This is a genomic window from Spirochaetota bacterium (genome assembly GCA_040756435.1).
Taxonomy (GTDB): domain Bacteria; phylum Spirochaetota; class UBA4802; order UBA4802; family UB4802; genus UBA4802.
In genome coordinates this window covers 31,592-56,835 of record JBFLZD010000019.1, presented here as the reverse complement: position 1 = coordinate 56,835, position 25,244 = coordinate 31,592, and the positions used below count along the sequence as shown (strand labels likewise).

26 protein-coding genes are annotated in these 25,244 nt (G+C 35.5%); 5 read left to right on the top strand and 21 right to left on the bottom strand.

Going from position 1 to position 25,244, the window contains the following annotated elements; translation table 11 throughout:
• Positions 1-296 precede the first annotated feature (296 nt).
• Together AB1444_07275 and AB1444_07270 are read left to right on the top strand one after the other, a co-directional pair.
• Entirely contained in the window at positions 297-1,724 is a 1,428-nt protein-coding gene (locus tag AB1444_07275; GenBank protein MEW6526447.1) for a hypothetical protein, read from the top strand.
• A gap of 186 nt (positions 1,725-1,910) precedes the next feature.
• Positions 1,911-2,210, top strand: coding sequence for a SpoVG family protein (locus AB1444_07270; GenBank protein ID MEW6526446.1), 300 nt, complete (start codon positions 1,911-1,913; stop codon positions 2,208-2,210).
• A 169-nt stretch (positions 2,211-2,379) separates the two neighbouring features.
• On the opposite strand, the gene AB1444_07265 is transcribed toward AB1444_07270, so the two are convergent.
• Both AB1444_07265 and AB1444_07260 read right to left on the bottom strand, forming a co-directional pair.
• The gene (locus AB1444_07265; protein MEW6526445.1) at positions 2,380-2,694 is read right to left on the bottom strand and encodes a hypothetical protein; all 315 of its coding nucleotides are present in this window, start codon (positions 2,692-2,694) and stop codon (positions 2,380-2,382) included.
• Between the two features lie 81 nt (positions 2,695-2,775).
• Positions 2,776-2,949 carry a hypothetical protein gene (locus AB1444_07260; protein ID MEW6526444.1) on the bottom strand — a complete coding sequence of 58 codons (174 nt, stop codon included), beginning with the start codon at positions 2,947-2,949 and terminating at the stop codon, positions 2,776-2,778.
• Between the two features lie 323 nt (positions 2,950-3,272).
• Here AB1444_07260 and AB1444_07255 point away from each other — a divergent pair, with 323 nt between their 5' ends.
• Both AB1444_07255 and AB1444_07250 read left to right on the top strand, forming a co-directional pair.
• Positions 3,273-3,794, top strand: coding sequence for a hypothetical protein (locus AB1444_07255; protein MEW6526443.1), 522 nt, complete (start codon positions 3,273-3,275; stop codon positions 3,792-3,794).
• A gap of 6 nt (positions 3,795-3,800) precedes the next feature.
• On the top strand, positions 3,801-4,091 hold the full coding sequence (locus AB1444_07250; GenBank protein MEW6526442.1) for an STAS domain-containing protein: 291 nt from the start codon (positions 3,801-3,803) through the stop codon (positions 4,089-4,091).
• A 9-nt stretch (positions 4,092-4,100) separates the two neighbouring features.
• Here the strand turns inward: AB1444_07250 and AB1444_07245 are convergent, their stop codons facing one another.
• The 15 genes from AB1444_07245 to AB1444_07175 form a co-directional block, all read right to left on the bottom strand.
• Entirely contained in the window at positions 4,101-5,252 is a 1,152-nt protein-coding gene (locus tag AB1444_07245) for a hypothetical protein (protein ID MEW6526441.1), read from the bottom strand.
• Positions 5,253-5,560: 308 nt separating this feature from the next.
• Positions 5,561-6,628, bottom strand: a complete 1,068-nt coding sequence (locus AB1444_07240) for a chemotaxis response regulator protein-glutamate methylesterase (GenBank protein MEW6526440.1) — start codon at positions 6,626-6,628, stop codon at positions 5,561-5,563.
• Positions 6,621-7,187: a chemotaxis protein CheD gene (locus AB1444_07235; protein MEW6526439.1), complete on the bottom strand. Its 567-nt coding sequence runs from the start codon at positions 7,185-7,187 to the stop codon at positions 6,621-6,623. Before AB1444_07235 ends, AB1444_07240 begins: the two co-directional genes overlap by 8 nt.
• A gap of 35 nt (positions 7,188-7,222) precedes the next feature.
• Positions 7,223-8,035, bottom strand: coding sequence for a protein-glutamate O-methyltransferase CheR (locus AB1444_07230; protein ID MEW6526438.1), 813 nt, complete (start codon positions 8,033-8,035; stop codon positions 7,223-7,225).
• Positions 8,036-8,038: 3 nt separating this feature from the next.
• On the bottom strand, positions 8,039-8,602 hold the full coding sequence (locus tag AB1444_07225; protein MEW6526437.1) for a chemoreceptor glutamine deamidase CheD: 564 nt from the start codon (positions 8,600-8,602) through the stop codon (positions 8,039-8,041).
• A gap of 24 nt (positions 8,603-8,626) precedes the next feature.
• A complete protein-coding gene (locus tag AB1444_07220) occupies positions 8,627-9,118 on the bottom strand; it encodes a chemotaxis protein CheW (protein MEW6526436.1) in 492 nt (163 codons plus the stop codon).
• Positions 9,119-9,128: 10 nt separating this feature from the next.
• On the bottom strand, positions 9,129-9,500 hold the full coding sequence (locus AB1444_07215; GenBank protein MEW6526435.1) for a response regulator: 372 nt from the start codon (positions 9,498-9,500) through the stop codon (positions 9,129-9,131).
• A 118-nt stretch (positions 9,501-9,618) separates the two neighbouring features.
• Positions 9,619-9,873, bottom strand: coding sequence for an STAS domain-containing protein (locus AB1444_07210; protein MEW6526434.1), 255 nt, complete (start codon positions 9,871-9,873; stop codon positions 9,619-9,621).
• 166 nt (positions 9,874-10,039) lie between these two features.
• Positions 10,040-11,761 (bottom strand): hypothetical protein, encoded by a 1,722-nt coding sequence (locus AB1444_07205; GenBank protein ID MEW6526433.1) that lies wholly within the window; start codon positions 11,759-11,761, stop codon positions 10,040-10,042.
• A gap of 26 nt (positions 11,762-11,787) precedes the next feature.
• On the bottom strand, positions 11,788-13,872 hold the full coding sequence (locus AB1444_07200) for a chemotaxis protein CheA (GenBank protein MEW6526432.1): 2,085 nt from the start codon (positions 13,870-13,872) through the stop codon (positions 11,788-11,790).
• 23 nt (positions 13,873-13,895) lie between these two features.
• Positions 13,896-15,944 (bottom strand): methyl-accepting chemotaxis protein, encoded by a 2,049-nt coding sequence (locus tag AB1444_07195; protein MEW6526431.1) that lies wholly within the window; start codon positions 15,942-15,944, stop codon positions 13,896-13,898.
• A 103-nt stretch (positions 15,945-16,047) separates the two neighbouring features.
• Complete coding sequence (locus AB1444_07190) at positions 16,048-17,019, bottom strand: endo alpha-1,4 polygalactosaminidase (protein ID MEW6526430.1); 972 nt, start codon at positions 17,017-17,019, stop codon at positions 16,048-16,050.
• A 661-nt stretch (positions 17,020-17,680) separates the two neighbouring features.
• The gene (locus AB1444_07185; protein MEW6526429.1) at positions 17,681-18,133 is read right to left on the bottom strand and encodes a hypothetical protein; all 453 of its coding nucleotides are present in this window, start codon (positions 18,131-18,133) and stop codon (positions 17,681-17,683) included.
• Positions 18,134-19,252: 1,119 nt separating this feature from the next.
• Positions 19,253-19,435 (bottom strand): zinc ribbon domain-containing protein, encoded by a 183-nt coding sequence (locus AB1444_07180; protein MEW6526428.1) that lies wholly within the window; start codon positions 19,433-19,435, stop codon positions 19,253-19,255.
• Between the two features lie 213 nt (positions 19,436-19,648).
• Positions 19,649-20,629, bottom strand: a complete 981-nt coding sequence (locus AB1444_07175) for a hypothetical protein (protein MEW6526427.1) — start codon at positions 20,627-20,629, stop codon at positions 19,649-19,651.
• Between the two features lie 98 nt (positions 20,630-20,727).
• On the opposite strand from AB1444_07175, the gene AB1444_07170 reads away from it, so the two are divergent.
• Positions 20,728-21,519, top strand: coding sequence for an SDR family oxidoreductase (locus AB1444_07170; protein MEW6526426.1), 792 nt, complete (start codon positions 20,728-20,730; stop codon positions 21,517-21,519).
• Between the two features lie 104 nt (positions 21,520-21,623).
• Here the strand turns inward: AB1444_07170 and AB1444_07165 are convergent, their stop codons facing one another.
• The 4 genes from AB1444_07165 to AB1444_07150 all read right to left on the bottom strand — a co-directional run bounded on the left by AB1444_07165 (position 21,624) and on the right by AB1444_07150 (position 25,242).
• Complete coding sequence (locus tag AB1444_07165) at positions 21,624-22,394, bottom strand: exodeoxyribonuclease III (protein MEW6526425.1); 771 nt, start codon at positions 22,392-22,394, stop codon at positions 21,624-21,626.
• 43 nt (positions 22,395-22,437) lie between these two features.
• Positions 22,438-22,863, bottom strand: a complete 426-nt coding sequence (locus AB1444_07160; GenBank protein ID MEW6526424.1) for a hypothetical protein — start codon at positions 22,861-22,863, stop codon at positions 22,438-22,440.
• A 61-nt stretch (positions 22,864-22,924) separates the two neighbouring features.
• Positions 22,925-24,097 carry an MFS transporter gene (locus AB1444_07155; GenBank protein ID MEW6526423.1) on the bottom strand — a complete coding sequence of 391 codons (1,173 nt, stop codon included), beginning with the start codon at positions 24,095-24,097 and terminating at the stop codon, positions 22,925-22,927.
• On the bottom strand, positions 24,097-25,242 hold the full coding sequence (locus AB1444_07150; protein MEW6526422.1) for a M23 family metallopeptidase: 1,146 nt from the start codon (positions 25,240-25,242) through the stop codon (positions 24,097-24,099). The genes AB1444_07155 and AB1444_07150 overlap by 1 nt, the downstream gene beginning before the upstream one ends.
• Positions 25,243-25,244: the final 2 nt, after the last annotated feature.

The window sequence follows — 25,244 nt, the reverse complement described above, 5'->3', positions numbered from 1 at the left end:
CGCCGCCTTCGGCGGCGGGGGGTACACTATATTCATTATGAAATTTTTTAAGGAATTATTGTTGTAAACTTTTTATATTTCATTGGTAAGTACACATTGTTTTACTGCACAAAGTTACATTGATAGCATTCATATCATTAGGGAACTTCTTAAAACTATTTTTTGATGTTCCCTTGTGGGCACAATATGTAGGATAAAACCGCTTTCTATTATATTAATAATTTCTGAAGAAAGCAGTTTTAGGTGGTGCCCATAAATTATAATACAAAGAATACTTATGCAACGGGAGGACATGCATGTCACAAAAAAGGGGAATTATTTTTACCATTGTTAATAGTATAGCTATAATCCTTTTACCTTTATGCATTATTGTATCAATACTCTATGTCCTGTTTACCACACCTATGTTTTACACTGCAATTCTTAAACGCACCGACATTGTTGATACCTTTGTTAAAGCTAAAAATTTTGAAATAACTCAATCCATTCAGAAAGAAATTGATGATAAGGTTGGCCTTGCATCATATGTACTGACATATCAAGCAGCAAAAAAACAATATGAAGAAGCTAAAAAAGCATTTGATATAATAAATAAAACTGAAGAATATGAAAAACTACAAAAGCAGCTTGAAGAGATCAAAAATTTATCGTACGATGATGTAAAACAGGCATTTCCTGATAAACTTTCATTTGAAAATAACAAAAAAGGTGAGCTTGCAAAAATTCAAAGTCAGATTGAATCCATTGAAGAGTACCGTGATAAGAACAAATCTAATATTGCTGCTGTAAAAGAAAAGCTTGAGGAAATTGAAGACACGTTTGAAGAAGCTCAGGATGAATACAATGAAAAACAGGAAGAAGCCAATGAGATTATACAAAAGCATCAAAATACGTTTGCTTCAAAGCTTAATGATGACTTAGATGTATTAAAACCTGTTATCACAGCTATAATTCATGAAAAACTTATTGATGGCAACATCGTTCCCCTAATACAAAAATATAGTAACTTCTTTACATCGTATAATACAATCAAGTCTGAATATATACTGGAACTGACCGATACCAGCAATCCCATGTATCCTAAGAAGGTTCACCAAATTCTTTTGCCAGATATCACAATAAGTTTATGGACAAATGAAAATGGCGTTAAAAAACATATTCTGAGCGATATCCTGGTGGAAGAAATCAAAAAAACGCCAAACCTTAAAAACAAAACTTTTTTAATAGCAGTATTTACATTTGCTGATACAGCAATTGGGGAATTTATAGGTGGCCGCTATCTAAAAAAAGCAGGATTGTGGTTTGATAACGGCGTAATATATAAACACAATATTGTACTTTCGGGTGATACTGCTAACACTGTAATAACTTTAATAAAAATATTTTCGTATGGCAAATATTTTGTGTACACAACTATTATTCTATTATTACTATATATAGTATTTATTATATTTTCATCAGCAGAAAAAATACAAAAATTTTTATGGCTAAAACGGATTTTGATCTTTCCTTCAGCCACAATCCTGTTACCTGGAACTACTGCTATACTATTGCCTTTTTTATTGATTCAGCAGTCCGATACAGTATCATTCATTTCAGCACAGATACTCCGTGAACTGGCATTCAATATTGCACTGTGCACTCTGGCACCAATCATGGTTTTATTTCTGGTGTTAGTATTGTTTGGCCTGGTATTCAGAAAATCATACATTAGAAAACTATGATTTTTTTATCCATAACTATCGCACATACTATGCAAGGCATAATTATAAAAATTTGACTATTTTTAAGCACTAAAAGCCATAGAGTAATATTATAATACAAAAATACAAAAAATTATTTTGCTTGACGTAAACTACGGCAATATTGTATATTTAACAAAATTATACATACGGTATGGTGGTGATCACATGAACGACATTATTACCGAAGTTAGGGTGTTTCCCAAGGATAATTTAGGGAAAACTCTGGGGTTTGCCAACATCACTTTGTTAGACAGGTTTGTTGTTAAAAATTTGCGCATTGTAAAAGGCGACAAAGGCATCTTCATTGGTATGCCGTCAAACAAGCGCAAAAATGGTGAGTACATTGACCTGTTCTTCCCCATTACTCAGGAAGCACGGGACCTCATCACAAATGCAATTATTGACAAATATAACGAAGTGATGAATACCAGCTACTCAGTGGATAATAAAATTAAAAAATCCTGATACCGTGTAGCCCCCTTCGGAAACCGTAAGAATATAACCACACCTTTAGTGGTGCGGCTTTTTGTGTTGTATGGTATTTAAAAAATTTCCTAATAATCTTTTATAGGCGATAGTTCCTGAAAAAAAACTATTGCTCCTGGTACTCTTTTGCTAAAAAAAACCACTGACACTAATCCTGACGTAAACGATTGAATACCTGCCTCACAAAATTGGTCATACGTGTCAGCACAAGTGTACTGATAATAATATCGAAAAGAACTGGTATTTTCAAACCAGTTCCTCTGAAGACATGCAGCACATCAACCTTATAGCACAGGAAAAAAGCTGCAAGTAATATAATCACATCCCTTGTTGCTTCAACTGCACGGGTCATTTTCATATCACGAAAAGCCGACATTGAGAAAATGGCCATTATTGCTGCTTCTAATATGATTGCCATTACAAAAAGATTAATTATGTTCTGGATAAGTACATCGCCATTCATAAGTGCACGACCTCCTTTTCTTTAAATAAACACCATCCTTTGATACATTGCCCTTATTGTACCAATATCCAGCTGTGTATGTCAATAAAAATTTGTTTTTGGGTTGGTTTGGTGCCAGGCATTGGCTAGTTTTAATAATTCTGGCGGTGGTCCCCAGTAAAATTGGCAGCAGGGGATACTATTATTGCGTTTTGCATGCTTTTTCAATTCATCAAGATGATTGTGGCACATACACATAGTGGTTTCTATATTCATACTATTCCCCCAAAAGTATCCTTTTTCTATTTATATATTTAGGTATTATTTGCAAGCATATTTGCATGTAACAAATAGTTCACAAACATACCAAATATACTGCAGGTGACATAAAAATATTGACGCTATGACATGAATTTTAGTATGGTGATTATGGTGGGTTGATTGTTCTTAACATGAGTCGTTAATATACCCAGTGACCAATGAAAGCTTACTTATGCATTCAAGTGGATTTGTTTATATTGACTCATGATGTACTATTACATTTTATTTGTAAATGTTAATTCTATAAAAACCGATACTATAACAACGGAGTACTTCTTATGAAAAATACTATTGTCCTATTTGTATGCGCATTAGCCATAGCAACCACTGCTTCCTGTGGGGATGATTCTAAAAGCTCTTCAAGCAGTGCATTTAAAATACAACCTGGTGATGTTAGTAAATTTGATACTGTAATTAGTGGAACAAGTTACGATGTTGAATTTGGTGATAATAAATCAGGAGATTATGCAATTATATTCCAAAAAAACATAAATGGCACCGATTATGTTGGAATAGCATTTGGAGAAGATCCTAAGTCAAATAGAGCTTTTAAAGTTTATATTAGCTGGCAATCTTCCACTATTAGCTCTCATAATGGAAGTGCATCGGTAACTGTTATTGACACTGATGGGACAAGATATTCAAATACAAATGCAACAATAAATTTTACAATATCAGGTCCAACTTCAAATGTTTATAATATTGATAGTAGTGATAATATAACAGTTACCCATAATACCACAGATAAAACTTTAATATTACAAAATGCAAATACAATCAAAGCATACCTGGTACAATAACACCCTATGGTAACTGTAGAAAACAACACCATCACGCTACACTGTGAAAAAGCCACGCCTGATGACAAACTTGAAGTGGAATATGCCGTTGAACGTTTGCTTGGTGCTGGTGCCACTGTTATCTATTTTGATTTGTCAAAAACTATTTATTTGCCATCCACCCTTATGGGTTATCTCATGTGGAAAAAGCAGGACTTACAAAAACATGGTAAAGACATAAAGATTATAGCAATAAGCCAATCACTACGTAAAGTTTTTGAAGAAACACGGTTGATTGAATTTTTTGGGATTAAGTAAATTGATACACTACATTTTAATTTTATCAAAATTAAGAATATCCATATAATCCCACTCACGGTACGCCATTGCATATATATTTTGATTGGTTACGTAATTGAGCATACTTTCCTCATACCGCAAGCTTGCAAGAATGGGTACTAGCTGCTTATCATTATATTCGTCAAATAAAAATCTAAACCGTGAAAGCTTATTTTGTTTAAAATCATCAACGTACTGCTGTCGCAAGGTACTTTTAACTTCTATAAGAAATACCTTATCATGCGTTACTGCAATGACATCAAACTCATCTTTTATACCTTCTTTTTTACGTGTTATATTCATCATTGTAGTGATTAATTCACAATTAAAGTACTTTTCAAGCACCGGACGGGTTGCCGGGTAAATAATATCTTCAACGACGGTGCCCATTTTATTGGCTAATTCGCCCCACTGCTGATTCATCTTTCTGTGGGCTTGCGTCATCTCCTCTTTAAAAGATAAAGTATCAGCTTTGTAGTCTTTTGTTTCATCTTTAAATTCCTTCATCTCCTGCTGAAAGGCTACCACACCATCTTTAAACTCCTTCATCTCATCTTTGAAAGCTTTCATCTCATCTTTAAATTCTATCATCTCCTGTTGAAATGCTACCACACCATCCTTAAATTCCTTCATTTCATCTTTGAATTCCTTCATCTCCTGTTGAAAAACTACCACACCATCCTTAAATTCCTTCATTTCATCTTTGAAAGCCTTCATCTCATCTTTGAATTCCTTCATCTCCTGCTGAAATGCTACCACACCATCCTTAAATTCCTTCATTTCATCTTTGAAAGCCTTCATCTCATCTTTGAATTCCTTCATCTCCTGCTGAAATGCTACCACACCATCTTTAAATTCCTTCATTTCATCTTTGAAAGCTTTCATCTCATCTTTAAATTCATTAAACTTTTTCCTATCCTCCTGCCTTTGTTTCTCAGACTCAGCAATAAACGATTCTAAAAGTACACTAATTGAATCTACCCGTTTTTGTAACAGAGCAATATCCTGGGAAATCTTTTCATATTCCATACGGCTTAACATGAATGCGTTATAAACTTTGTTAAATTCAAGCCCTACTGTACGGGTAAATTCTTCCAGTGCTGCTTCTAACCTGTTCACTTTTTCCTCAATTTTTTCCATAAGTCACAATTTCCTTCCCTCTAAAGTATTGCTATGCTTCTTTATTTATTGCAAATATAAATATATATTATTTAAATTTCAACCAATAATTAATTATAAATCAACGCAGTTAATTATTCCTAAATGTGGAAATTTTAACAAAATATTAAATAGTCATACAGAGAATGGCTATGGATATGAAGATTTTGAATATTTCAGGTTGAAAATAATTCAACAGCGGAATTTTAAAGAAATTAAATCACTTTTTGATTGATAAGTTTTCCTAACAATCCGCAAAAAGTTAATTATTTTTAACATAATCACTGCAATTACAAATTATTAATATATGCAATCATCTGTTCTATATTAAGTACTTTTTGCGCAGCACCACGTTTGATAGCCTCACGTGGCATACCAAACACAACCGAAGAAGCTTCATCCTGTGCAATAGTTACTCCCCCTGCCTGTAAAATTTCACCCAGTCCTTCAGCACCATCAGCACCCATGCCAGTACACAATATCCCTACGCTTTTACTCACATTCTGTGCTACTGAACGAAATAGCACATCCACCGATGGTTTGTGCCTGTTCACCGGGGGTCCATCATTAATTTCAACATAGTATCCATTTGCATCAGATCTCACCAGCATGTGCCGATTCCCCGGAGCTACGAGTGCAGTACCCCGATATAACCTGTCACCATTCTGAGCTTCTTTTACATATAGCTTTGAATTATTATTCACCCGGTTAGCAAATGCTTCGGTAAATTTTTCAGGCATATGCTGTACAATAGCAATAGCTGGCACATTTTCATGCAGGTTGGATAAAATCTTTGCAATAACCTCGGTACCACCTGTGGATGCACCTAAAGCAATAATGACATCACTGTGAGTAGTCCTCACCTTTGCTACTGTTTTTGGCAAAATTATATCAGCACTAAATTTTTCTTCAACCTCAATAGCCCTTTCCCTGCTCCGTGCTGTAAATCTATCTGACTGAATGCTTGCAGCAGTGATAACCTTTTCACGCAATTCATTTGCAAATCTGTCCCATTCTGCACTATCATCAGAGCGAGGTTTTAAAATAAAATCTACTGCACCATATTCCAGAGCCTGTATTGTCTGCAACGCACCTTTATCAGTAAATGCGCTGACCATAATTACCGGCATTGGATTTGCTAACATGAGCTTTCGCAAAAAGGTAAGCCCATCCATACGTGGCATTTCAATATCAAGGGTTAATACATCAGGATTAAGCTGTTTTATTTTATTGACAGCAATATACGGATCAAGTGCGGTTCCAACAACTTCAATTTTACTGGATCCATTAAGAATATCAGTTAATGTTTTACGCATTACTGCGGAATCATCAACCACCAAAACTTTTATTTTATTCAAACTGAGATAACTCCATAGTGAAAGTTTTATCTTTTTCTTCAACCTTTATTAATTTTTTACAATAGGCTTGCCCTGTTTCAACATCAAACATAATTTTACGGGCAACAGTTCCACCAACATCTTCACTTACAATAGGAATATCGGCCATTTCAAGTATAATCTTTGCAATTCTTACATTCATATTTGATATACCGTATTGCGTGGTTTGATAATCTAAAACTTTCCCTCCACCAAAAATCTTAGCAACAATATTTTCTCTTTTACCATATTGTTCCATCTGTGAAATGAGATTTTCAATTGACTTGGTTCCATATTTTAACAGTTCTTTTTGTTCATCACTATCATCTGATTTTTTCTGCTTTGTATGAGCCTGTACAACCTTCCCTGGCAATACAAAATGATTCATACCGGCAACTTTATTTACAGGGTCATACAGGCATACTGATACACACGACCCAAGCAATGTTCCAATATATTCATCTTTATTGCTAACATAACAATCACCTGGATACAAAACTTTAAGTGGCTTCTTCAATCTATGTGAATTGCGTATATACATGGCTACCCCTTTTAACACTGCTATAGCATTATGTGTTATCGTTTTTGATATACCGAATGGGCTACATAATGAAAAGGTAGATTGGCACTAACTATCGCTTCAGCATACCCTAAAAAAAGATAGCCACCTTTTGGTAAATAATCATAAAATTTTTTTAATACTTTGATCTGAACATCTTTATCAAAATAAATCATCACATTGCGGCAAAATATAATATCAAAATGCCCTTTGAGGCGATAGTTGTCTTCAAGCAAATTCAGATGTTGAAATGAAATTTTTTCCTTCAGAAAATTTTTTACTTTTGCATATCCATCATACTGATCTTTGCCTTTTAAAAAATATTTTTTTAATAGACTTATATCAAGTGTTTGTACAACTTCCAGTGGGTATATGCCACTGCGTGCTGTTTCAAGAACTCTGGTATCAATATCTGTTGCAATGATAGTAAATTGTTTTTTAAAGTTACTCTCAAACAACACAATGGCAATGCTGTAAGCTTCTTCGCCAGTTGAGCAGCCTGCACTCCATACAGCAATATTTTTGTGCGATAGTTCTTGTTCAACAATTCTTTGCAATATAGAAAAATGCTCATGCTCTCTAAAAAATTCTGTTTTGTTGGTAGTTATACAGTTGATAAGGTTTTCTATTTCATCATCATAATTTTCTCTGAGGAAGTCACAATACTCATCATAGCGTTGCATGCCTAACTCGCGCATTCTACGCAACAAACGCGATTGGACCAACGCACGCTTCATTTCAGAAAGCTTTATACCTGATTCCCTATACACAATATTTCTAATGTAATCAAAATCCTGCTGGTCCAACTGTTGATAAAAGGGGGTATTCATATATTATTCAAATAATATAACATTACCATATTGAACTTTATCCGTTAATACTTTATCAATAAATTCTTTTTCCATTTTAATAAATTCTGAAACTGAGTCATTGGCTTCAACTAAATACCGGTGGACTTTACCTGTGTTGCAAAAAAAATAAAGTTTGCGGCGATAATTGCCTCCAATATCAATAGCATCTAAAGACATGTTTTCGTTTTTACAGTACTCAGAAATAAAATCGGTAGTAAATTTATGATTATATGATGTCCCCGTACCACCAAATACCTTGACAATAAAATTCTTTCTATCAGCCCCTAACTTAACCATCTGACCGATAATATGCTCCATGAAATTAATATTATAATTGTATATATCTTCTTTTTTCATTTGTAATGAAGATAATACCGGCAATAAACAATGCCCCATTCCACCAATTTTTTTTATAGAGTCGTACAGGCATACAACAAAACAACTTCCAACTATTGTAGAAAGCACCTGATTTTCTGCAGCAAAGTAATCCCCCGGCACCAGAATTACAACTGGCTGTTTAATGGTTGCATCAAAAACCCGTATCATCCCAACATACCTGCCTAAATTATTTTATGTTGTTTTAATATGAGCTAATTCTTCGCTTGTTAACAGCTTATCCACATCCAGTATAATGACTAAATTGTCATCTATCTGCCCAATCCCTTTAATATAATCTGTTGAAACATGTGATGTAAAGCGCATGGTATCCTGAATTTTTTGCACCGGGATAGTAACCACATCCTGAACTGAATCAACGATCATCCCAATAAGCTTACCTTTAACTTCGGTAATAATTATCACCGTGAAGGCATTATACTCTATCTCCTCCATCCCAATTTTTTTCCGCATATCTATAACCGGTACTACTGAGCCTCTTAGGTTAATGACACCTTTCATAAATGAAAGAGTATTGGGGACATGGGTGATGTGTGTCATCCCAATAATTTCCTGCACTTTAAGAACTTCTATTCCATACGTTTCATTGCCAATAATGAAAGTAACAAATTGTTCTGATGAAGCAGTATCAGGCTTGTTTTCTATTGTTGTATTTTCAACATTCATATACCCCCCCTTATCGCAAAAATTTATGGACTACTGATTGAAGCTGTTCAGCCTTAAATGGCTTAATCATCCACCCTGAAGCACCTGCTTTTTTACCTTCCTGTATTTTTTCTTCTTCAGCTTCTGTAGTAAGCACCACAACCGGAGTAAATTTATCATTTTCCCTGAACTTTTTAATAAACGTAATGCCATCCATCTGTGGCATATTAATATCCACAATACATAAGGCAATTTCTTCACCTTTAGAAAGTAAATCCTTTATTTTATTCAATGCATCAACACCATTTTCAGCATGAACCATACCATATCCTGAATCTTTGAGTGTATATTCAACACTTGTCCGTATAGTTGGTGAGTCATCAATGATTACAATATGCTTCATATAAAGCTCCTCTTAAAAATGATTGTATTGACTTTGCTTCACTATTAATTAACCATAACAGCTTTCAAAGTCCCCTGTGCTATAATATACTTTTCACAATAATACTTAACAACAAAAATTAACGTATAACACCACATAGCTTTAATTGCTTTTTAATGGTATCATTAACTCCCTTAAATTTAACAGTTTTATTCAATTGCTTAGCTGTTTTCAATAACGATAAAATTACCTGCACAACCGATAAATCCAAACGCTTGGATTTAGTAAAATCAATGACAATATCTTTTTCAGTACGCAATACCGTTAACACTTCATCAGCAAACTGCTTTACATGTTTGACATTTACAAATTCATCAACTTCTATTATATACATTTATTGCCCCCTGTATAAACACCACATGGTTTTAGTCATACTGAATTAGGCCTGGCATTTCATTATTACATCATTACAATAAATTTGTTACATGTTATAGTATGAATTTCCAACTCCAGCTATTCAATACCATTAATCCTAATCCAATACTTCTTTTGGAATATAATTAAAAAACTATAACCGTGTCCTCCGTCTTTATAGTTGAATATTCTTTTAAAAGTGAAACCAACATCAAACCTTTATAATCTGTGCCATACAGCATTGTAAGATTATCCACTGTTTTATTAATCTTTTCTATTTCAGGCATATTTTTTTCAACCCCTGCAGCATCAAGCATATCGCAAAACAGTTTTATATTCTCTTCAATATTCTTTAAGGTTTCTATCTGTTCTGACTTTTCGTTTAAGAATTGCTGTAAACTATTTACATTTCTTTCAATCTGCTGTGATATATCAATGTAATACTTTTTTGATTCATATAATTTTAATGAAACCTTTTTTAAATTGGATACACAATTTTGCAATATGGTATCTTGAATAGCCATAGCTTCTTTGTATGTTAGATACGTAGACTCCATAGTGGCAATAACATCCTTGTATAAATTTTCTGATTCCTCTACTATTTTCTTAATCTTCTTTGGCATAATGCTAATATCACTGAGCGAACTAGCAATGGTTTTCTGCAACTGCTGATGTCGTGCAAGCTCAATCCGTGTTAACATATTCACCACATCAAACTTACGCACCACATCCTGTATTTTATTAAAAAACTCCTGAAACTTATGTAACTGCATCAATACATCACTGGATATCTCAAGCAATGAAGACTTCTTGGCAAGAATATCTTCTATGTACTGTATAGTTTCGTGTTGTAACATTTCCAGTGAATTATATACTTTTTCAATGGCAAATTCATCACCTTCAAATACTGTTTCGGAAGCTTTTGTATAATCGTTTGCTATCACCTCAACATTACTTTTCATTGTATATAGGTTTTCCCCTGTAGTGGTATATAAATGCATAAGGTCATGCCGTAGCGATAGCAACTTTTGATACATCCCCCACAGGAGTATATCCTTTTCACTGTCATCAATGCCACCGTCATCCAGCGCTTCAATGGTAAATAATATTTTTTCAATATCCTGGCGGAATATATCCTCTACTTGAAATTCCTGTAATATTTTGTGGATACTGCTTTTTAACTTATCAGCAAAACTAACAATTGACTCAACATTATATGATAGCTTCTTCTGATGATCAATAATTTCACGGATTGTGTTATTCATCTTAATCTGCAAATGTGTGAGATAGTTTTCTATAATAATATCAACTGTCTGACAGGTGTTGCTAAATTTTGTCCGTAATCCATCCAAATATACAATAATTTCCTGGAATTCACTGGAAACATCATTAACCATATCAGCTAAATGTGACATCTCCACTGCTATGGTTGTAAGCGTAGAGCCTTCTTCACCTGCCTTAATGGAAATTATCATGGTGTTTTTTGCATATAAATCAATTGCTTCCACTGCATCCAGTATCATAGCAACGCTATTACTCAACGTTAGTGTTTTATTAATTGCATTCTCCACTTCCTTATTGGTTTCCCTATCAGCTATCATATATTTCACAATGGTATCAATATACCCATTCATCTCGTTGTTGGTACCAATTATAACATCATGCAAAAAAGTATCAGGAAGGTTTTCATCAGTGGAATAAAAATAATATACATAAGGGCGGATCATGGAAAAGAATTCATCGATCCGCTTATTAGTTATTGTAAAGTGCTGGATCAGTTCAGAAAACAGAGCACCAGTATTACCTTTTAACTCTTTGAGGTAATCATAATGTTCCTTGATGGATTGTTCGTGGGCAATTACATTCATCATATCCTGTTAGTCCTGAACTATGGTTACGAACTTACAAAACCATGTACGTCAATAATCAGGGCAATAGTTCCATCACCCAATATTGCTGCACCGGATATTGCTCGGGAAGAAGTTATTTCCCTGTCCAGGCTCTTTATTACAATCTGTTGCTGACCAACAAGTTCATCAACAACAAGCCCTAATGCCTTCCCCTCTGACTCAACAATGACCACAAGGCCATCCCATGGATTTTCAATAGTTTGGGGCAATTTAAATTCTCTATGAAGCCTGACTAAAGGGACATATTCACCCCTGACATGAACAACTTCGCCCTTATTCTCAACAGTTTTTATGTCTTTTTTTCCTGGTTTGACGCTTTCAATTATTGAAAGTATTGGAATAATGAATGTTTCATGCGCCACCTTTACCAGCATTCCATCTATTATTGCCAGTGTCAAAGGAAGCTTGATTCTAAATGTTGTTCCTTTATCGGCTTCGCTGAACACCTCAACACTACCACGCAATGCTTCAATGTTGGTTTTGACCACGTCAAGCCCCACACCTCTTCCAGAAAGATCCCCAACTGATTCGGCAGTGGAAAAACCGGGGGCAAAAAGGAAATCATATATTTTTACATCCGGCAAATCCTCATGTTTACTTACAATTCCTGATGATATAGCCTTTTGCAGCACCTTCTCTCTATCAATGCCCTGACCATCATCGCTTATCTCAATAAAAATATTTCCTTCCTGATGATATGCTTTCAGCACTATTGTACCTTCCTGAGGCTTCCCTTTGGCCTGGCGCTGTTGGGGGCTTTCTATTCCATGATCTATCGCATTGCGTATTAGATGCTTTAACGGATCATTGATGCGTTCAATGACTGTTTTATCGATCTCAGTATCACCACCTGCAATTTCCAGGTGAATGACTTTCCCATGGGATTTTGCTGTATCACGGATAAAACGCCTGAACTGCTCAAACACGGGCCCAATAGGGACCATGCGGATTCGCATAAGATGTTCCTGAAATTCACGGATGATGCGGTCAACACCATACAGAGCATTGTTTAACCGATATGCCTTTTCATCTTCTATCTCTTCAGCTATACGTTTAATCCCCGAAAAACCAATGACCATTTCACCCAAAAGGTTCATGAGGTTATCAACCTTTTTGGCATCAACTCTCAATGTTGAAGTACTCAAATGTTTCTTAATACTCTCCTGCTCCTTGAGTGCCAATGATATATCATTGTCCTCTACATATCCTTTGGTAACAGCTATCTCCCCAACTTTTTTCTTTGTCTTTTCATGCTCACTCAATACATCGTCATACTCTTTTTCAGTAAGCATGCCCTTTGACAATAATAACTCGCCCAATTTGGGGACATCCTCTACTACAGGCTGTGCCACATAATTTTTGGTTACGTTGGTTATGGTAATTTCATTATCATCACGCACAAAAATAAATACATCATCAAGAGCTTCTTCTTTGCTTTTGGTTTTAAGGATAACATCCCAGGAAAGATAACATTTTTCAGGATCAAGATTTTCAAGTAGCGGCACATCATTACGGTTGACGCGTAACTCAACAATCTTTCCTAAAGAAGCTAAGTCTTCAATGATGATAAGCGGATCAATGCCCGATTTAAATATATCTTCCCTGAATTTAGCTTTTACCCTGAAAAAGTTATAGACTGGCTGTATTTCTTCAGTTTTTTCTTCTTTAACTGTTTTTTCTTCTTTTATCTGAAGAATTGATTCAATATCATTAATTTTTGCTTGTAATATTGCAAACTTTTCTTCAAACTTTGATGGATCTTCTTCAGAATACAGGCGCAATCTGATTACATCAATGCTGGCAAATACTATATCCGCTAAAAGGTCATTCATGGGAAGCACACCATTTCGCACTGAATCCAGAATATTCCCCAGGGCATGAGTAAACTGATATACGTCCTCATACCCTGCCATCCCCGAACCACCCTTTAATGTATGCACATACCTGAATATTGAATGGATGAGTTCAGGATCTTTTGTTTCCTCATAACGGACTATATCATTTTCTAAGTTTTCCAGCAGTTCCTTTGTCTCAGCCAAAAAAACCTGCTTTATGGCATCATCCGCCATGTATTTTCCTCCAATAACCGTTATTAAAACTCTTCAAATCCATCATCTATAAGCTTATTATTAGGACCTTTTTCTTTCTTTTCCTCTGATAATGGTGCTTCTTTCTTTTCTTCTTTTACCTTTGGCTTTTCCATTCTCTTCACTGCCGCCTTCTTCCCTGCATCCGCTGCGTGCAAATGCAATTCCTTGTGCTTGCTCCCAAATACTTTTTCACTTATTTCTTCACGTATTACAAACCGTTCCATCATGCTTGCAAGCTCCTGTGCCTGATTTGCCATCTCCTCGCTTGCACTGGCTGTCTCTTCCACCAGTGCCGCATTCTGCTGTGTCATAGTATCTAAATCCGATACTGCTACATTAATCTGGTCAATACCCTGTTTCTGTTCGTCGCTTGCTGTAGCTATCTCGGTTATAGTTTTATACAACTCCTGTATTGACTGCATAATCTCTTTTAATGCTTCACCGCTCTTGTTTACCAGTGTTGTCCCTGTATCAATCTTATCCAGTGAATCACGGATAAGCTCGCCAATTTCTTTTGCTGCACTACCCGAACGCTGTGCTAAGTTGCGCACCTCACCAGCCACCACAGCAAAACCCCTGCCCTGCTCTCCTGCTCGCGCTGCTTCAACCGCTGCGTTTAAGGCCAACAAATTTGTCTGGAATGATATCTCATTGATAAGCGTTAATATCTCACCAATGCGCTTACTTGATGCATTGATCTCGTTTATGGCTACTACCGCATCACTAACTAAATTGTTGCCATTTTTGGCAAGCTCGCTTGTCTTCTCGGCAATCTGATTTGCCCGTGTTGCATGCTCTGCATTCTGTTTGATGGTTGCGGTTGCTTCTTCTATGGTTGCTGCTATCTCTTCAAGAGATGATGCCTGCTCTGATGTGCGCTGCGACAGATTTTCATTACCATTTGCTATCTCATTGACTGCCTGTGTTAGATTACTTACCGCTACTTTGACTTCTGCAACAAGACGCTCCAAGTTATCCATAGTATTATTGATAGCTTTAGCCATATCACCAACTTCATCGTTATATAATTTCCCTTCATAGCGCATGGTCACATTGCCACCGGCAAGAGCGCCTGCTATTGCTTTAAGCCGTTCTAATGGATTTAAACGCATTGCAATAATATAATAAATGCCAATTACTGCACCTGCTATCATTATGAGACCAAACAGCACCATAACTGCTGCCATGGAACGTGCAGCATCAGAAATATCGGACAAAAACATGGTAGAACCAATAATATAGTTAAATTCTTTATTACGTATAGCCACCAGCATTTTATCTTTACCCTGCCATACATATCGTATAACAGTTTTATCAGGATTTTTAAGCATTTCCTGCCCAAAATCCATTTTGGTTAAATCTAACTTTAATATTTGTTCTTTATCAGGGTGAGCAAATGTCATCCCTTCAAGGTCAGCAGCAAATGGATACCCTGTTTCACCTATCTTTACATCTTTTACTATATCATAGCAGTATTTTCCCAATTCAACAGGTAGCCCAAATAAACCAATTATTTTTCCTTCATGTTTAACAGGAACCTGTATCAGTATTACCGGCAATCCACTCACAGGTGATTTATTTGGTTTGCTTAACCCCACTTTACCCTGCATTGCCTCATCGATAGCTTTTTCATATCCTGCTGCACGATATTTAATGCCTGCAGCTCCCGGTGCGCCAGCTGCTAAAATAACAGGGTCCCGTTCTGCAGTAGCAATAAAAATATTTTCATAATATTTTGTATTATTTTTAAAAAATATTTCCATCTCCCGAGTGACCTGGGTATAATCACCGGTAATGAGTGCATTACGCACAGAGTTTTTAGATGCAAACAATTCTGCTATAGTAATTTGCTGCTCAAAAAAACTTTTCAAAGTTAAGTTAATGCTGTCATTGATATTGTTCATTTGATTAATATATGACTTTTCCAGTGCATTATAGGCAGCATTGTAAGAAATAATAATTAATACAATTATTGCAAACGCAGCAATTGACCCAACCACAGTTGCTAAAAACATTTTTAAGCTATTGAATTTTCCTTTAAGTAAATTCATATATACCCTCCTAAGCTATTATTCAGTATAATAGTATTCACAAACTTAGTAAAAATGGTGCTTAAATAATAAATGTAATTGGCAACAAAATCAAACATATTTTTTATTTTTTCTCTTCAAAATACATTGCTGCATCAAGCACATCCATATACACACCATCATAACTTGTATGTATTATTTTTCCTATATAACTGTCAATAAAATTTTGATTATTCCCACCACCATATATAATCTGGTGCCACTGTGCATTCCAGTAGCGCACCTTGTAATTACCTTTCCAGTCAGGATTTTCTTTTTCTAAAAATGCAGGCTTATTTTTATTCCACTCACTCTTCCAGTAATAGCGATAATCCTCTGCCTCGCCCACGGACATATATGCAATAACAAGGCGGCGTGCACCATTTGGCTTTTTCTGTAAATATTCAACATCAGCTTTACTTAAAAGCTCATCCCCAAAAAATGCATCAACAATAAGTACATCATACCATGTGTGCGATAGTGCCTGTAAAAATTCATCTTTGCTTTTAAAATTTTCAGGATTTATTATATACAAAAAATTTTTTGCATGTTTTAATTCTGTAACCGGTTCTTCATTTTTAATGAACATCCACTGTGGAATAATAGAACACGCACGATTTGTCTGAAAAGAGATGAATCCTTTTTGCAATGATCGGGTATATGAGTCATGTGCCTGTGTTATAGTTTTGGAATAATCTATAACCAGTACAGTTTTTTTGTATTTAGTAAATACAGCTAAGTACGATAGAAAATAGTGAGTAACGTTTGCTGGAGTCTTTACCCCATCTTTGTTTTCATATCCATAAAAAAGCTCTTCAATACCAGTACCATCCAATGCATTGATATAGTCCTTTGCAACTCTACCATTTGGTTTTCCATTTAGGGTTACTATCTCCAATGCATTTTGTCCTATAATTAAAAACTGTGGATTGTGTTTTTTTGCCTCTTTACTTATCGCTATAACAAGCTCACGCATCTTCTGCCTATAATCAGTTTTTGCACTACACAGGGTTGTTGCAAAAAGAAAAACAAACGACATGATAAAGAATCGCTTCATTGTTATAGAATCTCCTTTTTAAAAATATCATATACTTACTATGCCATTCATCAGGAAATCTTAGAAAATCTATTAATTAAATATCAAGAATAAGTGTATCAATCAAACTTACTTAATCTATTCACAAAAATAATAATATGAATGCATAATGTTTGTAAAGAAAAACATATATACGTGGTCATATAACAATTGAACACATTACCACACAGCATATTGTAAAACATAAAACTTGTAGCATGAAGGATAAATTGTCTGAAACAGATCAATTAAGCAAATCTGTATTTTAAAAGAAGCAAAATGTATATCAAAAATTTCTATTGTTGCTCTAAATTTGTGTGATGATATAGATCATAATAAAACTTAATTTATTGCACTATCTGGTATAGTAGAAATGAAAGTTTGCGATTAGCCGCTAGCAGTAAAAATTGTATGAACACGTGTAAAAGCAGCAAATAAAGCAAATCCTGACACTCTTGCAATGCTCATCACTGTGATATTGAAGGCACTATATACATAGATTGGAGTTGGCTAAAAGTATTCATAATGCTAATGCAATCGATAAACGTAAGTAGATATAATGTACTAACATATATGGTTGAAAACGTTATAAGCAACATTCTTATATAATATCTATTGAGTAGGTATCCGTTAGTTTTAGAGGCTATTGGGTGGCAAGTTTCACCAATTCTGGTGGTGGTCCCCAATAAAATTGACAACAAGGGATGCCTTCTTCAAGATAAAATGAAAATGTGTAGCCACTAAAGCGATAGTTATCGGTATTATCTTCACTGTCTAACGCAGCAAGATAATCAAAAAGATAATTTTCCACACAATAGGCTATAACCTTAGCTAATGACATCTTACAAACTTTCCGCACATCCATCACAAACTCATACTCATTCTCGTACAAATATAGATGTACCCGCTTCCAGGATTGATATCGCTTTCTATACTGTAACCGTTTATAGCTTTTCACCGGGATCCGTTTATACGAAAGCACATAGTTTATGAAATTTATAATAAAAGTATGAAGCGGTAATTTGTACACAGCGGCATATAATTGAAAAAGTTCTAAGTGTTCATAGGCAATGCAGGTAGTCGTTTCTATATTCATATGTTTCCTCCAAAGTATATGTATAACACAACACTACTACTATTAGAACAAATTGCAACTACAAAATGTATGTTAAAAAAATAATAATGTAAATTCACGTTAGAAGCAAAACACTTTGTTATTCCTGTAAAACCGCATATAAAAATTTCAATCATTTCAACGTCCGTGAACGGGTATTTATACGTACGTGGGTGTTTTTCTCAAATGCAATTTTTTGTTTTCTCCTATCCCTGCATCTATCTTCTTATATACAAATAATAACATTGCAAAGTATCAAAATAGGACACTTCATTTGTTTTATGCGGCACCTTATTATGGAATCTCTTCAATAGAGGTTATGAAAAATCAATTATAGAATTGGTATTGTACAGTGATACACCGTATTGGATAATGATAATGAACATAAATCCATCTAAACCACGAAATGGAAGTAATAATAAAACTTAGGTAGATTACTTATTTTATAAAGTGTGTTTTTGGTTTTGTACGAGTGAATTTGTGTATAATTTTCTTCTTAGATAATCTTGAATTAATGTCTTTTGGTATTTAATATATGCAGAACGAAATGTATCACTGCGAGTTTCTACTTTATTGTGATACAATCTCATTTTAATAAAGGGATTGCTTCGGCACTGCGTGCCTCGCAATGACATGGTTGCCACTCCACCATTGCGAACAAAGTGAAGCAATCCCTTTTTACGGATGAGTTTGCCTCGACACTTTATACCTCGCAATGAAATAGTTGAAATTCCGTCATTACAAGCGAAGCGAATCAATCCTGTCATACGGATGAGATTGCTTCGGCACTTTGTGCCTCACAATGACAAGACAAAATTCAGTCATTGCAAACAAAGTGAAGCAATAACGTCGGACGGATAAGATTGCTTCAGCACTATGTACCTCGCAATAATATGGATACCATTCCGTTATTCCAAGTCTTGACTTTGACGGGAAGCAATATCAAGTATCAGGAAGAATTCATCCCAATGTAATTGGGACAACGTTATTATAAAATTGGGAAAGGTATTCAATAACGAAAAGTAATAAAATTTTTCTTAATGAATTAAAATCCCCGGTAACTATCGCCCAAACTTACCACACGGGTAAGCGTTATATGCCTCATCCACCACCTGATGTGGTTGAACATGATGTTTTTACACTGCTACTTGCAAATACAGAAAATATTTTTTCAGTATTGGCCCCATGGCAATACGGACACTGGGGCGCTTTGGTATCCCCCATTTTTCTTAATTCGCTGAAGGTAGCATTACAATCATTACATTTAAACTCATATACCGGCATAGAACAAACCTCGTGTTAAATCTTTCTACTATATGGTATTAGAAAATACTAATAGTTTAGTATATTATTATATACTAAACTTTCTTTTGTTTCAACAAAAAACTCAAATGATCATACTTAAAATATGTATTACCAAAAAATATGGCCACAGATGCGATATCCCTATACACCTGTGGCCTTATAAAAGTACTTTTTAATTATCATTATTTGTCATTATTTTTGCCGGGCACCACCCTGCTTTTCTTGGGGACTCAACGTCATAGTCTTTTTATTATTTGCTTTGTTTCGTTCTACCACTTTATTTGTTGCATCAATAAACGCTGTTACTGCTGTATCTTCAGTAATGGTAATATCAGGAACTGTATAATTTACTTCACCATATTTTAAATTACGCTGCGGATCAAACTCGGGAAGGTCTTTTTCTATAACGGTGTCACCAACTGTAATTTGTAATTTTACTGCTTTATCACCTGTTAATTTCCACAGCGCATCTGGCATCCATCCCTGATCTTTAGCCACCGTTACAACTATGCGATTGCCTCGTGCTAATGAAATATCCTTCACCAACAGGTCAGCCTTATTAGGAATAGTTTCCCACAAACTGCGTTCAACATCAAAGATTTCACCGGGGAAATCTATAAGAATAGTACCCTCTATCTGAGTGTTATTTTCATTTTCCAGAATTACAACATACTTCCCTTCAGTTTCCATCAGTTCTTTATCATCTATGATGTGTTCTATTCGGCCATTATTACCACTCCTTGCAATATCAGATCCATGGTACCATTTTGGCGGTTTATCTTTTTTCCCTAAAAACTTTTTTACATTATATTTTAAATTATCATATAGAAATTTTGCATTTTTAACTCGTAAAAATAATACTGATGGCACATATTTATCTTCAAATTGTATCCATTTTTCCCACAAATTGGGTTCAACTTTGTCAAAAGATCTAATATCTACCAATGTAGCTTTAACAACATCGTTTTTATTACCCTTCGTTACCTGCACGTACACCCGTAGTTTGCCATTCCCAGTAACTTCCAGCGGATACAGCAGCGTGAACGGATCCCCAGGTGTACCAGGAAAAGCTTTAAATGTTTGATAAATCATCCCCTTTTTCTCATCCATTGAGTAAACGAAGGATGCAAGTATAAAAAGCACAATAACAACAAAAAAAACTTTACGCTTCATATAACCTCCAATATATAATAGTATATAATGATTGTTTAAAATCTTACTGAATGTGTTAAAAAAGTCAAAACAAATTCTGTTTATAAAAGGAGATCACAATGGATTTACAACTAACCGGCAAAGTGGCTATTATTACCGCAGCAAGCAAAGGTTTAGGTAAGGCAGTGGCTTTAGCTCTATCAAAAGAAGGTGCCGTATGCGTTATTTGCTCACGCGATAGTAACCTGTTACAAAACACTGCAGAAGAAATTATGGCCAAAACTGGTAACAAAGTCATTGCACTTGCGTGTGATGTAACAAAACCAGATGATATTGAAAAACTTAAAGATGCTGTGTTTAAACAATGTAATACTGTTGATATACTTTTTACCAATGCGGGCGGGCCACCAGCAGGATTTATCAAAGATTTTTCATCTGAAGACTATAAAAACGCAATTGAATTGAATGTAATAAGTGCTATAAACCTCATCTATGCTTTTTTGCCTGTTATGCAACAAAAACAATATGGGAGAATCATTGCTTCAACATCTATTACAGTGAAGCAACCGCTGGATAATCTGGTTTTATCTAATGTATCTCGTGTTGGCGTTGTTGCATTTATTAAAAGTATTGCCAATCAATATGGCAAATATAACATCACTGCAAATGCTGTAGCTCCTGGATACATCCTCACTGACCGATTAAAAAGCCTCATTGAATTGAAAGCACAGCAGGAAAACACAACATATGAAAAAGCACTTGCCAGTTTTGCCTCAGAAATACCATTACAGCGCATTGGTACTCCTGAAGAGTTTGCTGCATTGGTTGCATTTTTATCATCAGAAAAAGCTGGTTATATAAATGGGCAAACTATTCTTATTGATGGGGGGATGTATAAGGGATTATTGTAAACACAATATTCTATACCTATGATTTTCTTTCTAGTTCATATGGTCAATGCTTTAATGTTGCTATAGATACTCTAAACAAATAAGCAGCAACGTAAACATCTCATTTAAATTTCTAAAATTATACCAACAGGACAGTGGTCTGAACCTTCTACTGTATCAAGGATAAATGCATCTTTTACCTTTGGTACAAGATCATTGCTTACAAAAAAGTAGTCTATTCTCCAGCCTATATTCCGTTCACGGGCTTTTGTTTTATAGTCCCACCAGGAATAATGCCCACCTTCTTTTATAAACAACCGGAATGTATCAGTATACCCTTTAGCAATAAATGTATCTATCCAGGCACGCTCTTCAGGTAAAAATCCTGATACGTTCTCATTTTCTTTTGGGCGGGCTAAGTCTATTTCTTTATGCGCAGTATTGACGTCACCACACATCACAATGCTTTTGCCTTTTTTGCGCACACTTTCAGCATGGTCTAAAAAAGCATCGTAAAAGTCCATTTTATAGTGTAAGCGTTCTTTTGAAGCTTTACCATTAGGAAAATAAATGTTGTACAGTACAAATGTATCATAATGTGCTATTAATATACGACCCTCAGTATCAAAGCGCTCAATACCAAAACCTGTTTCTATTTTTTCTGGTTTTAATGTAGAATAAAGAGCTACTCCGCTATATCCTTTTTTTTGCGCTTCAACTGTAAACAAATGATATCCATCAATATTTTTTAATTCTTCAGGGAACTGGTCTGCAGATGCCTTGGTCTCTTGCAAGCAAAGGATATCGGGCTTTTCTGATACAAACCACTGGGAAAAGCCTTTTTTGTATACAGCTCTGATTCCATTCACATTCCAGGAAATAAGTTTAAGTTTCATAAAAGCTTAATTGCTATAATTTTTATTTTAATTTATTAAAGGATTATAATTTAATAAATGCTATAATCACACTTGTTGCCGAAACAATCAGCCCAAATGTCCATATCATAAATTGATATAATCGCTTGATTAAAAGATCAAACCTGTTTTCTAATAATTCCATACGCTTTTCGAGTAGCTCAATGCGTTTGTCTACTTGCTCAAAACGTTTGTCTACTTGTTCAAAGCGTTTGTCTACCTGCTCAAAGCGTTTGTCTACCAGTTCAAAGCGCTTTTCCATTAATTCAAAGCCTTTTTGCATCAACTCTCGCTGATGCTTCAGCTCTTCCTCTACCCGCACCATACGCTCGCGTAACTCTATCTCGTATACCACCGGTGGTTTAGCCAGGCTCTGCTCAGCTAATATGCGCGCCAGATTATCTTTTAAATAGCTTTCTATCAACTCAAAATCTTTTTGTTCCAGAGCCATAACACCTCACTATACATAGTATATATTGAATATAGTACACATTATCATCCCTGTCAATACATTATTGAGTTCGTGAAGCCATAGAACGCTGTATAAAAATAAACAACACCAACGCAATACACTCTGCAACAATTGCAAATGTTATAATATAGGCAATACTATGCTCATATAACCACCCCATTATACTTGCACCAATAAAAGCACTCAAACCGTATGCTGTATTGAATATTCCATATCCTGTACCTCTTTTCTTGAGCGAAGTAAGATCAGCTATTGCTGCACGCATAATCGTCTCATGTATTGCCATCACCAGTCCCCACATAACAATGCCAATGCTCACTACTATCCAATTAAAAGCAAAGGCCAGTACAGGAACTATCGCCGACGCCACTGGAATTAATAATAAAACTTTCAATCCCTTTTTGTCATAAAGTTTACCAACAACTATCGCAAATACTGCATCTACACCCATTGCAATTGCATACAGAAGTGGTATGGTCATATCAGCAACAATGTGCTGCGATTTTAAATGATAGGCAATAACCGGAAAGCTTGCAAAACCAACAATGGCAAATGCAGAAAATGCAGTGTAAAGCCAGAATGTTGTGGTCAGAGCCTCAGGGCCGGAGTTTTGCGTTGTTTTTGTTTCAAATGTTTCTGGATGGGGAACAAGCACCCTGGCTATGGTAAGTACCACAATAAGAAGTACAAAGGGAATCCACATAATAGAATAACCTAAATTGTAATCAACTATATATGCAAAGATGGCTGTAAAGATCAGCGGTCCTGCAATAGCTCCAATTTGGTCCATTGCTTCATGCAGTCCAAAGCCAAGGCCCCGCCCAACCTGTGCTGTCACCTGTGAAAGTATTGTATCCTTTGCCGGACTACGAAGTGCTTTCCCTAAACGCTCCGCAACCATTAAAAGCGCAGCCACCTGCCATAGGCCTGTGAGCGCCAAAAGCGGCACCGAAATTAAAAGCCCATACCCAATAAAAGTAAACAGCCAGTATGCCCTGGTTCTATCGCTTAAATAACCTGAAACAAGCCGTATGGCATATCCTATAAACTCACCCAATCCAGCAACAACACCAACCCACAACGCATTTGCACCCAATTCTTTTAAATATTGTGCATTGACGCTTCGAGCGCCTTCATAGATGATGTCACCCAAAAGGCTAATGATCCCAAAAAGGATTATAAACTGGTATGCTCGTTTTTTAATATCCGTCATCAGTTTTCCTCCATATCACGTATTGCAAAAATCCAGCGCAGATAACGCTTTATATCAACAAGATTCATATTATATCCTAAATAAATGCCATCCACCCACAATTCAAAGTGCAGGTGCTGTCCCCACTTTTGTCCCTGTGCTTCACCAAGCAAACCTGAATTGCCCACCCAGCCTATACGCTGCCCTTTTTTTACCCGTACACCAACCTTTATTGATTCATCAATTTTTGACAGGTGGTTATACGTCGAGAGCACTCCATTTTTATGATCAATCCACACCTGCCTTCCGCCAAACGAACGCTTTATGAAAGTTGCTGGATTTTTTTGATAGTATTGCGATAGGGACTTCCATTCCTCCTCAGAAGGGGGCATATAGTCAGTATCTGCACGCACCACTATACCATCCCCACAAGCTAACACTGGTGTATTTTCATCCACAGGAATTGGCAGGAAATTGTCTTCATTGAAATAATAAAAGATATCAAGCCCATAATGAATTCCCCCACGATACCCTCGAGGTGCATTGGGATAGCCGGAATCATTTTCAGGAAATAATCCATTTTTTATGGGAAAACAGAGATTATACAATCGTTTATCAAAATATTGTAGTTTAGCGGTACCTGCAAAGACTGCAATCTCAGCTATTGCGGCATACCCATCAATGGTTGCATCCTGAGGTATAAATATTCTAAAAGTGCTTGCATCAATACCCTTTAAATGTACTTTGACATTCCTTTGATATTTGCTATCTTTAAAAAAATTTTTTTTATCTTTTTGAATGAAGTTGATTCGCGAATAATCAAACCATTTTCCATCATACATAAACTGGAGAATACAATAGGTTATGGTGTTGTAATTATCTTTGGTCCCCGCAGTAATTTCAATATCAGTCATTATGCGTTTTACACCAAAATCTATTTCAATCCACTGATCGCCACCCTGCTTTGAAATCCATGAGGTTTCTTCATCATCATCTAATGCTTTTTCACCTTTATGGTTTTTGCTAAAATTGCTGCTGGTGGCATAGTATATTTTTTGCTGAGTATTATTGCCACAGATAATGTAATCTTTGCCCTGCGTACTGCGTGTGGGAACAAAATTTGTAACAAGCAAAAGCGATAGTAACGAAGCAATTGTTTTAACCATGC

Bases quoted from the DNA above. Each gene is read 5' to 3' on its own strand.
- AB1444_07165 (MEW6526425.1), bottom strand. From the start codon at position 22,394: ATGAAACTTAAACTTATTTCCTGGAATGTGAATGGAATCAGAGCTGTA.
- AB1444_07260 (MEW6526444.1), bottom strand. From the start codon at position 2,949: ATGAATATAGAAACCACTATGTGTATGTGCCACAATCATCTTGATGAA.
- AB1444_07235 (MEW6526439.1), bottom strand. From the start codon at position 7,187: ATGTATATACGCAATTCACATAGATTGAAGAAGCCACTTAAAGTTTTG.
- AB1444_07170 (MEW6526426.1), top strand. From the start codon at position 20,728: ATGGATTTACAACTAACCGGCAAAGTGGCTATTATTACCGCAGCAAGC.
- AB1444_07150 (MEW6526422.1), bottom strand. From the start codon at position 25,242: ATGGTTAAAACAATTGCTTCGTTACTATCGCTTTTGCTTGTTACAAAT.
- AB1444_07250 (MEW6526442.1), top strand. From the start codon at position 3,801: ATGGTAACTGTAGAAAACAACACCATCACGCTACACTGTGAAAAAGCC.
- AB1444_07180 (MEW6526428.1), bottom strand. From the start codon at position 19,435: ATGCCGGTATATGAGTTTAAATGTAATGATTGTAATGCTACCTTCAGC.
- AB1444_07220 (MEW6526436.1), bottom strand. From the start codon at position 9,118: ATGAATGTTGAAAATACAACAATAGAAAACAAGCCTGATACTGCTTCA.
- AB1444_07265 (MEW6526445.1), bottom strand. From the start codon at position 2,694: ATGAATGGCGATGTACTTATCCAGAACATAATTAATCTTTTTGTAATG.
- AB1444_07215 (MEW6526435.1), bottom strand. From the start codon at position 9,500: ATGAAGCATATTGTAATCATTGATGACTCACCAACTATACGGACAAGT.
- AB1444_07190 (MEW6526430.1), bottom strand. From the start codon at position 17,019: ATGAAGCGATTCTTTATCATGTCGTTTGTTTTTCTTTTTGCAACAACC.
- AB1444_07185 (MEW6526429.1), bottom strand. From the start codon at position 18,133: ATGAATATAGAAACGACTACCTGCATTGCCTATGAACACTTAGAACTT.
- AB1444_07245 (MEW6526441.1), bottom strand. From the start codon at position 5,252: ATGGAAAAAATTGAGGAAAAAGTGAACAGGTTAGAAGCAGCACTGGAA.
- AB1444_07275 (MEW6526447.1), top strand. From the start codon at position 297: ATGTCACAAAAAAGGGGAATTATTTTTACCATTGTTAATAGTATAGCT.
- AB1444_07200 (MEW6526432.1), bottom strand. From the start codon at position 13,872: ATGGCGGATGATGCCATAAAGCAGGTTTTTTTGGCTGAGACAAAGGAA.
- AB1444_07230 (MEW6526438.1), bottom strand. From the start codon at position 8,035: ATGAATACCCCCTTTTATCAACAGTTGGACCAGCAGGATTTTGATTAC.
- AB1444_07160 (MEW6526424.1), bottom strand. From the start codon at position 22,863: ATGGCTCTGGAACAAAAAGATTTTGAGTTGATAGAAAGCTATTTAAAA.
- AB1444_07225 (MEW6526437.1), bottom strand. From the start codon at position 8,602: ATGATACGGGTTTTTGATGCAACCATTAAACAGCCAGTTGTAATTCTG.
- AB1444_07205 (MEW6526433.1), bottom strand. From the start codon at position 11,761: ATGAATGTAATTGCCCACGAACAATCCATCAAGGAACATTATGATTAC.
- AB1444_07210 (MEW6526434.1), bottom strand. From the start codon at position 9,873: ATGTATATAATAGAAGTTGATGAATTTGTAAATGTCAAACATGTAAAG.
- AB1444_07175 (MEW6526427.1), bottom strand. From the start codon at position 20,629: ATGAAGCGTAAAGTTTTTTTTGTTGTTATTGTGCTTTTTATACTTGCA.
- AB1444_07195 (MEW6526431.1), bottom strand. From the start codon at position 15,944: ATGAATTTACTTAAAGGAAAATTCAATAGCTTAAAAATGTTTTTAGCA.
- AB1444_07270 (MEW6526446.1), top strand. From the start codon at position 1,911: ATGAACGACATTATTACCGAAGTTAGGGTGTTTCCCAAGGATAATTTA.
- AB1444_07155 (MEW6526423.1), bottom strand. From the start codon at position 24,097: ATGACGGATATTAAAAAACGAGCATACCAGTTTATAATCCTTTTTGGG.
- AB1444_07255 (MEW6526443.1), top strand. From the start codon at position 3,273: ATGAAAAATACTATTGTCCTATTTGTATGCGCATTAGCCATAGCAACC.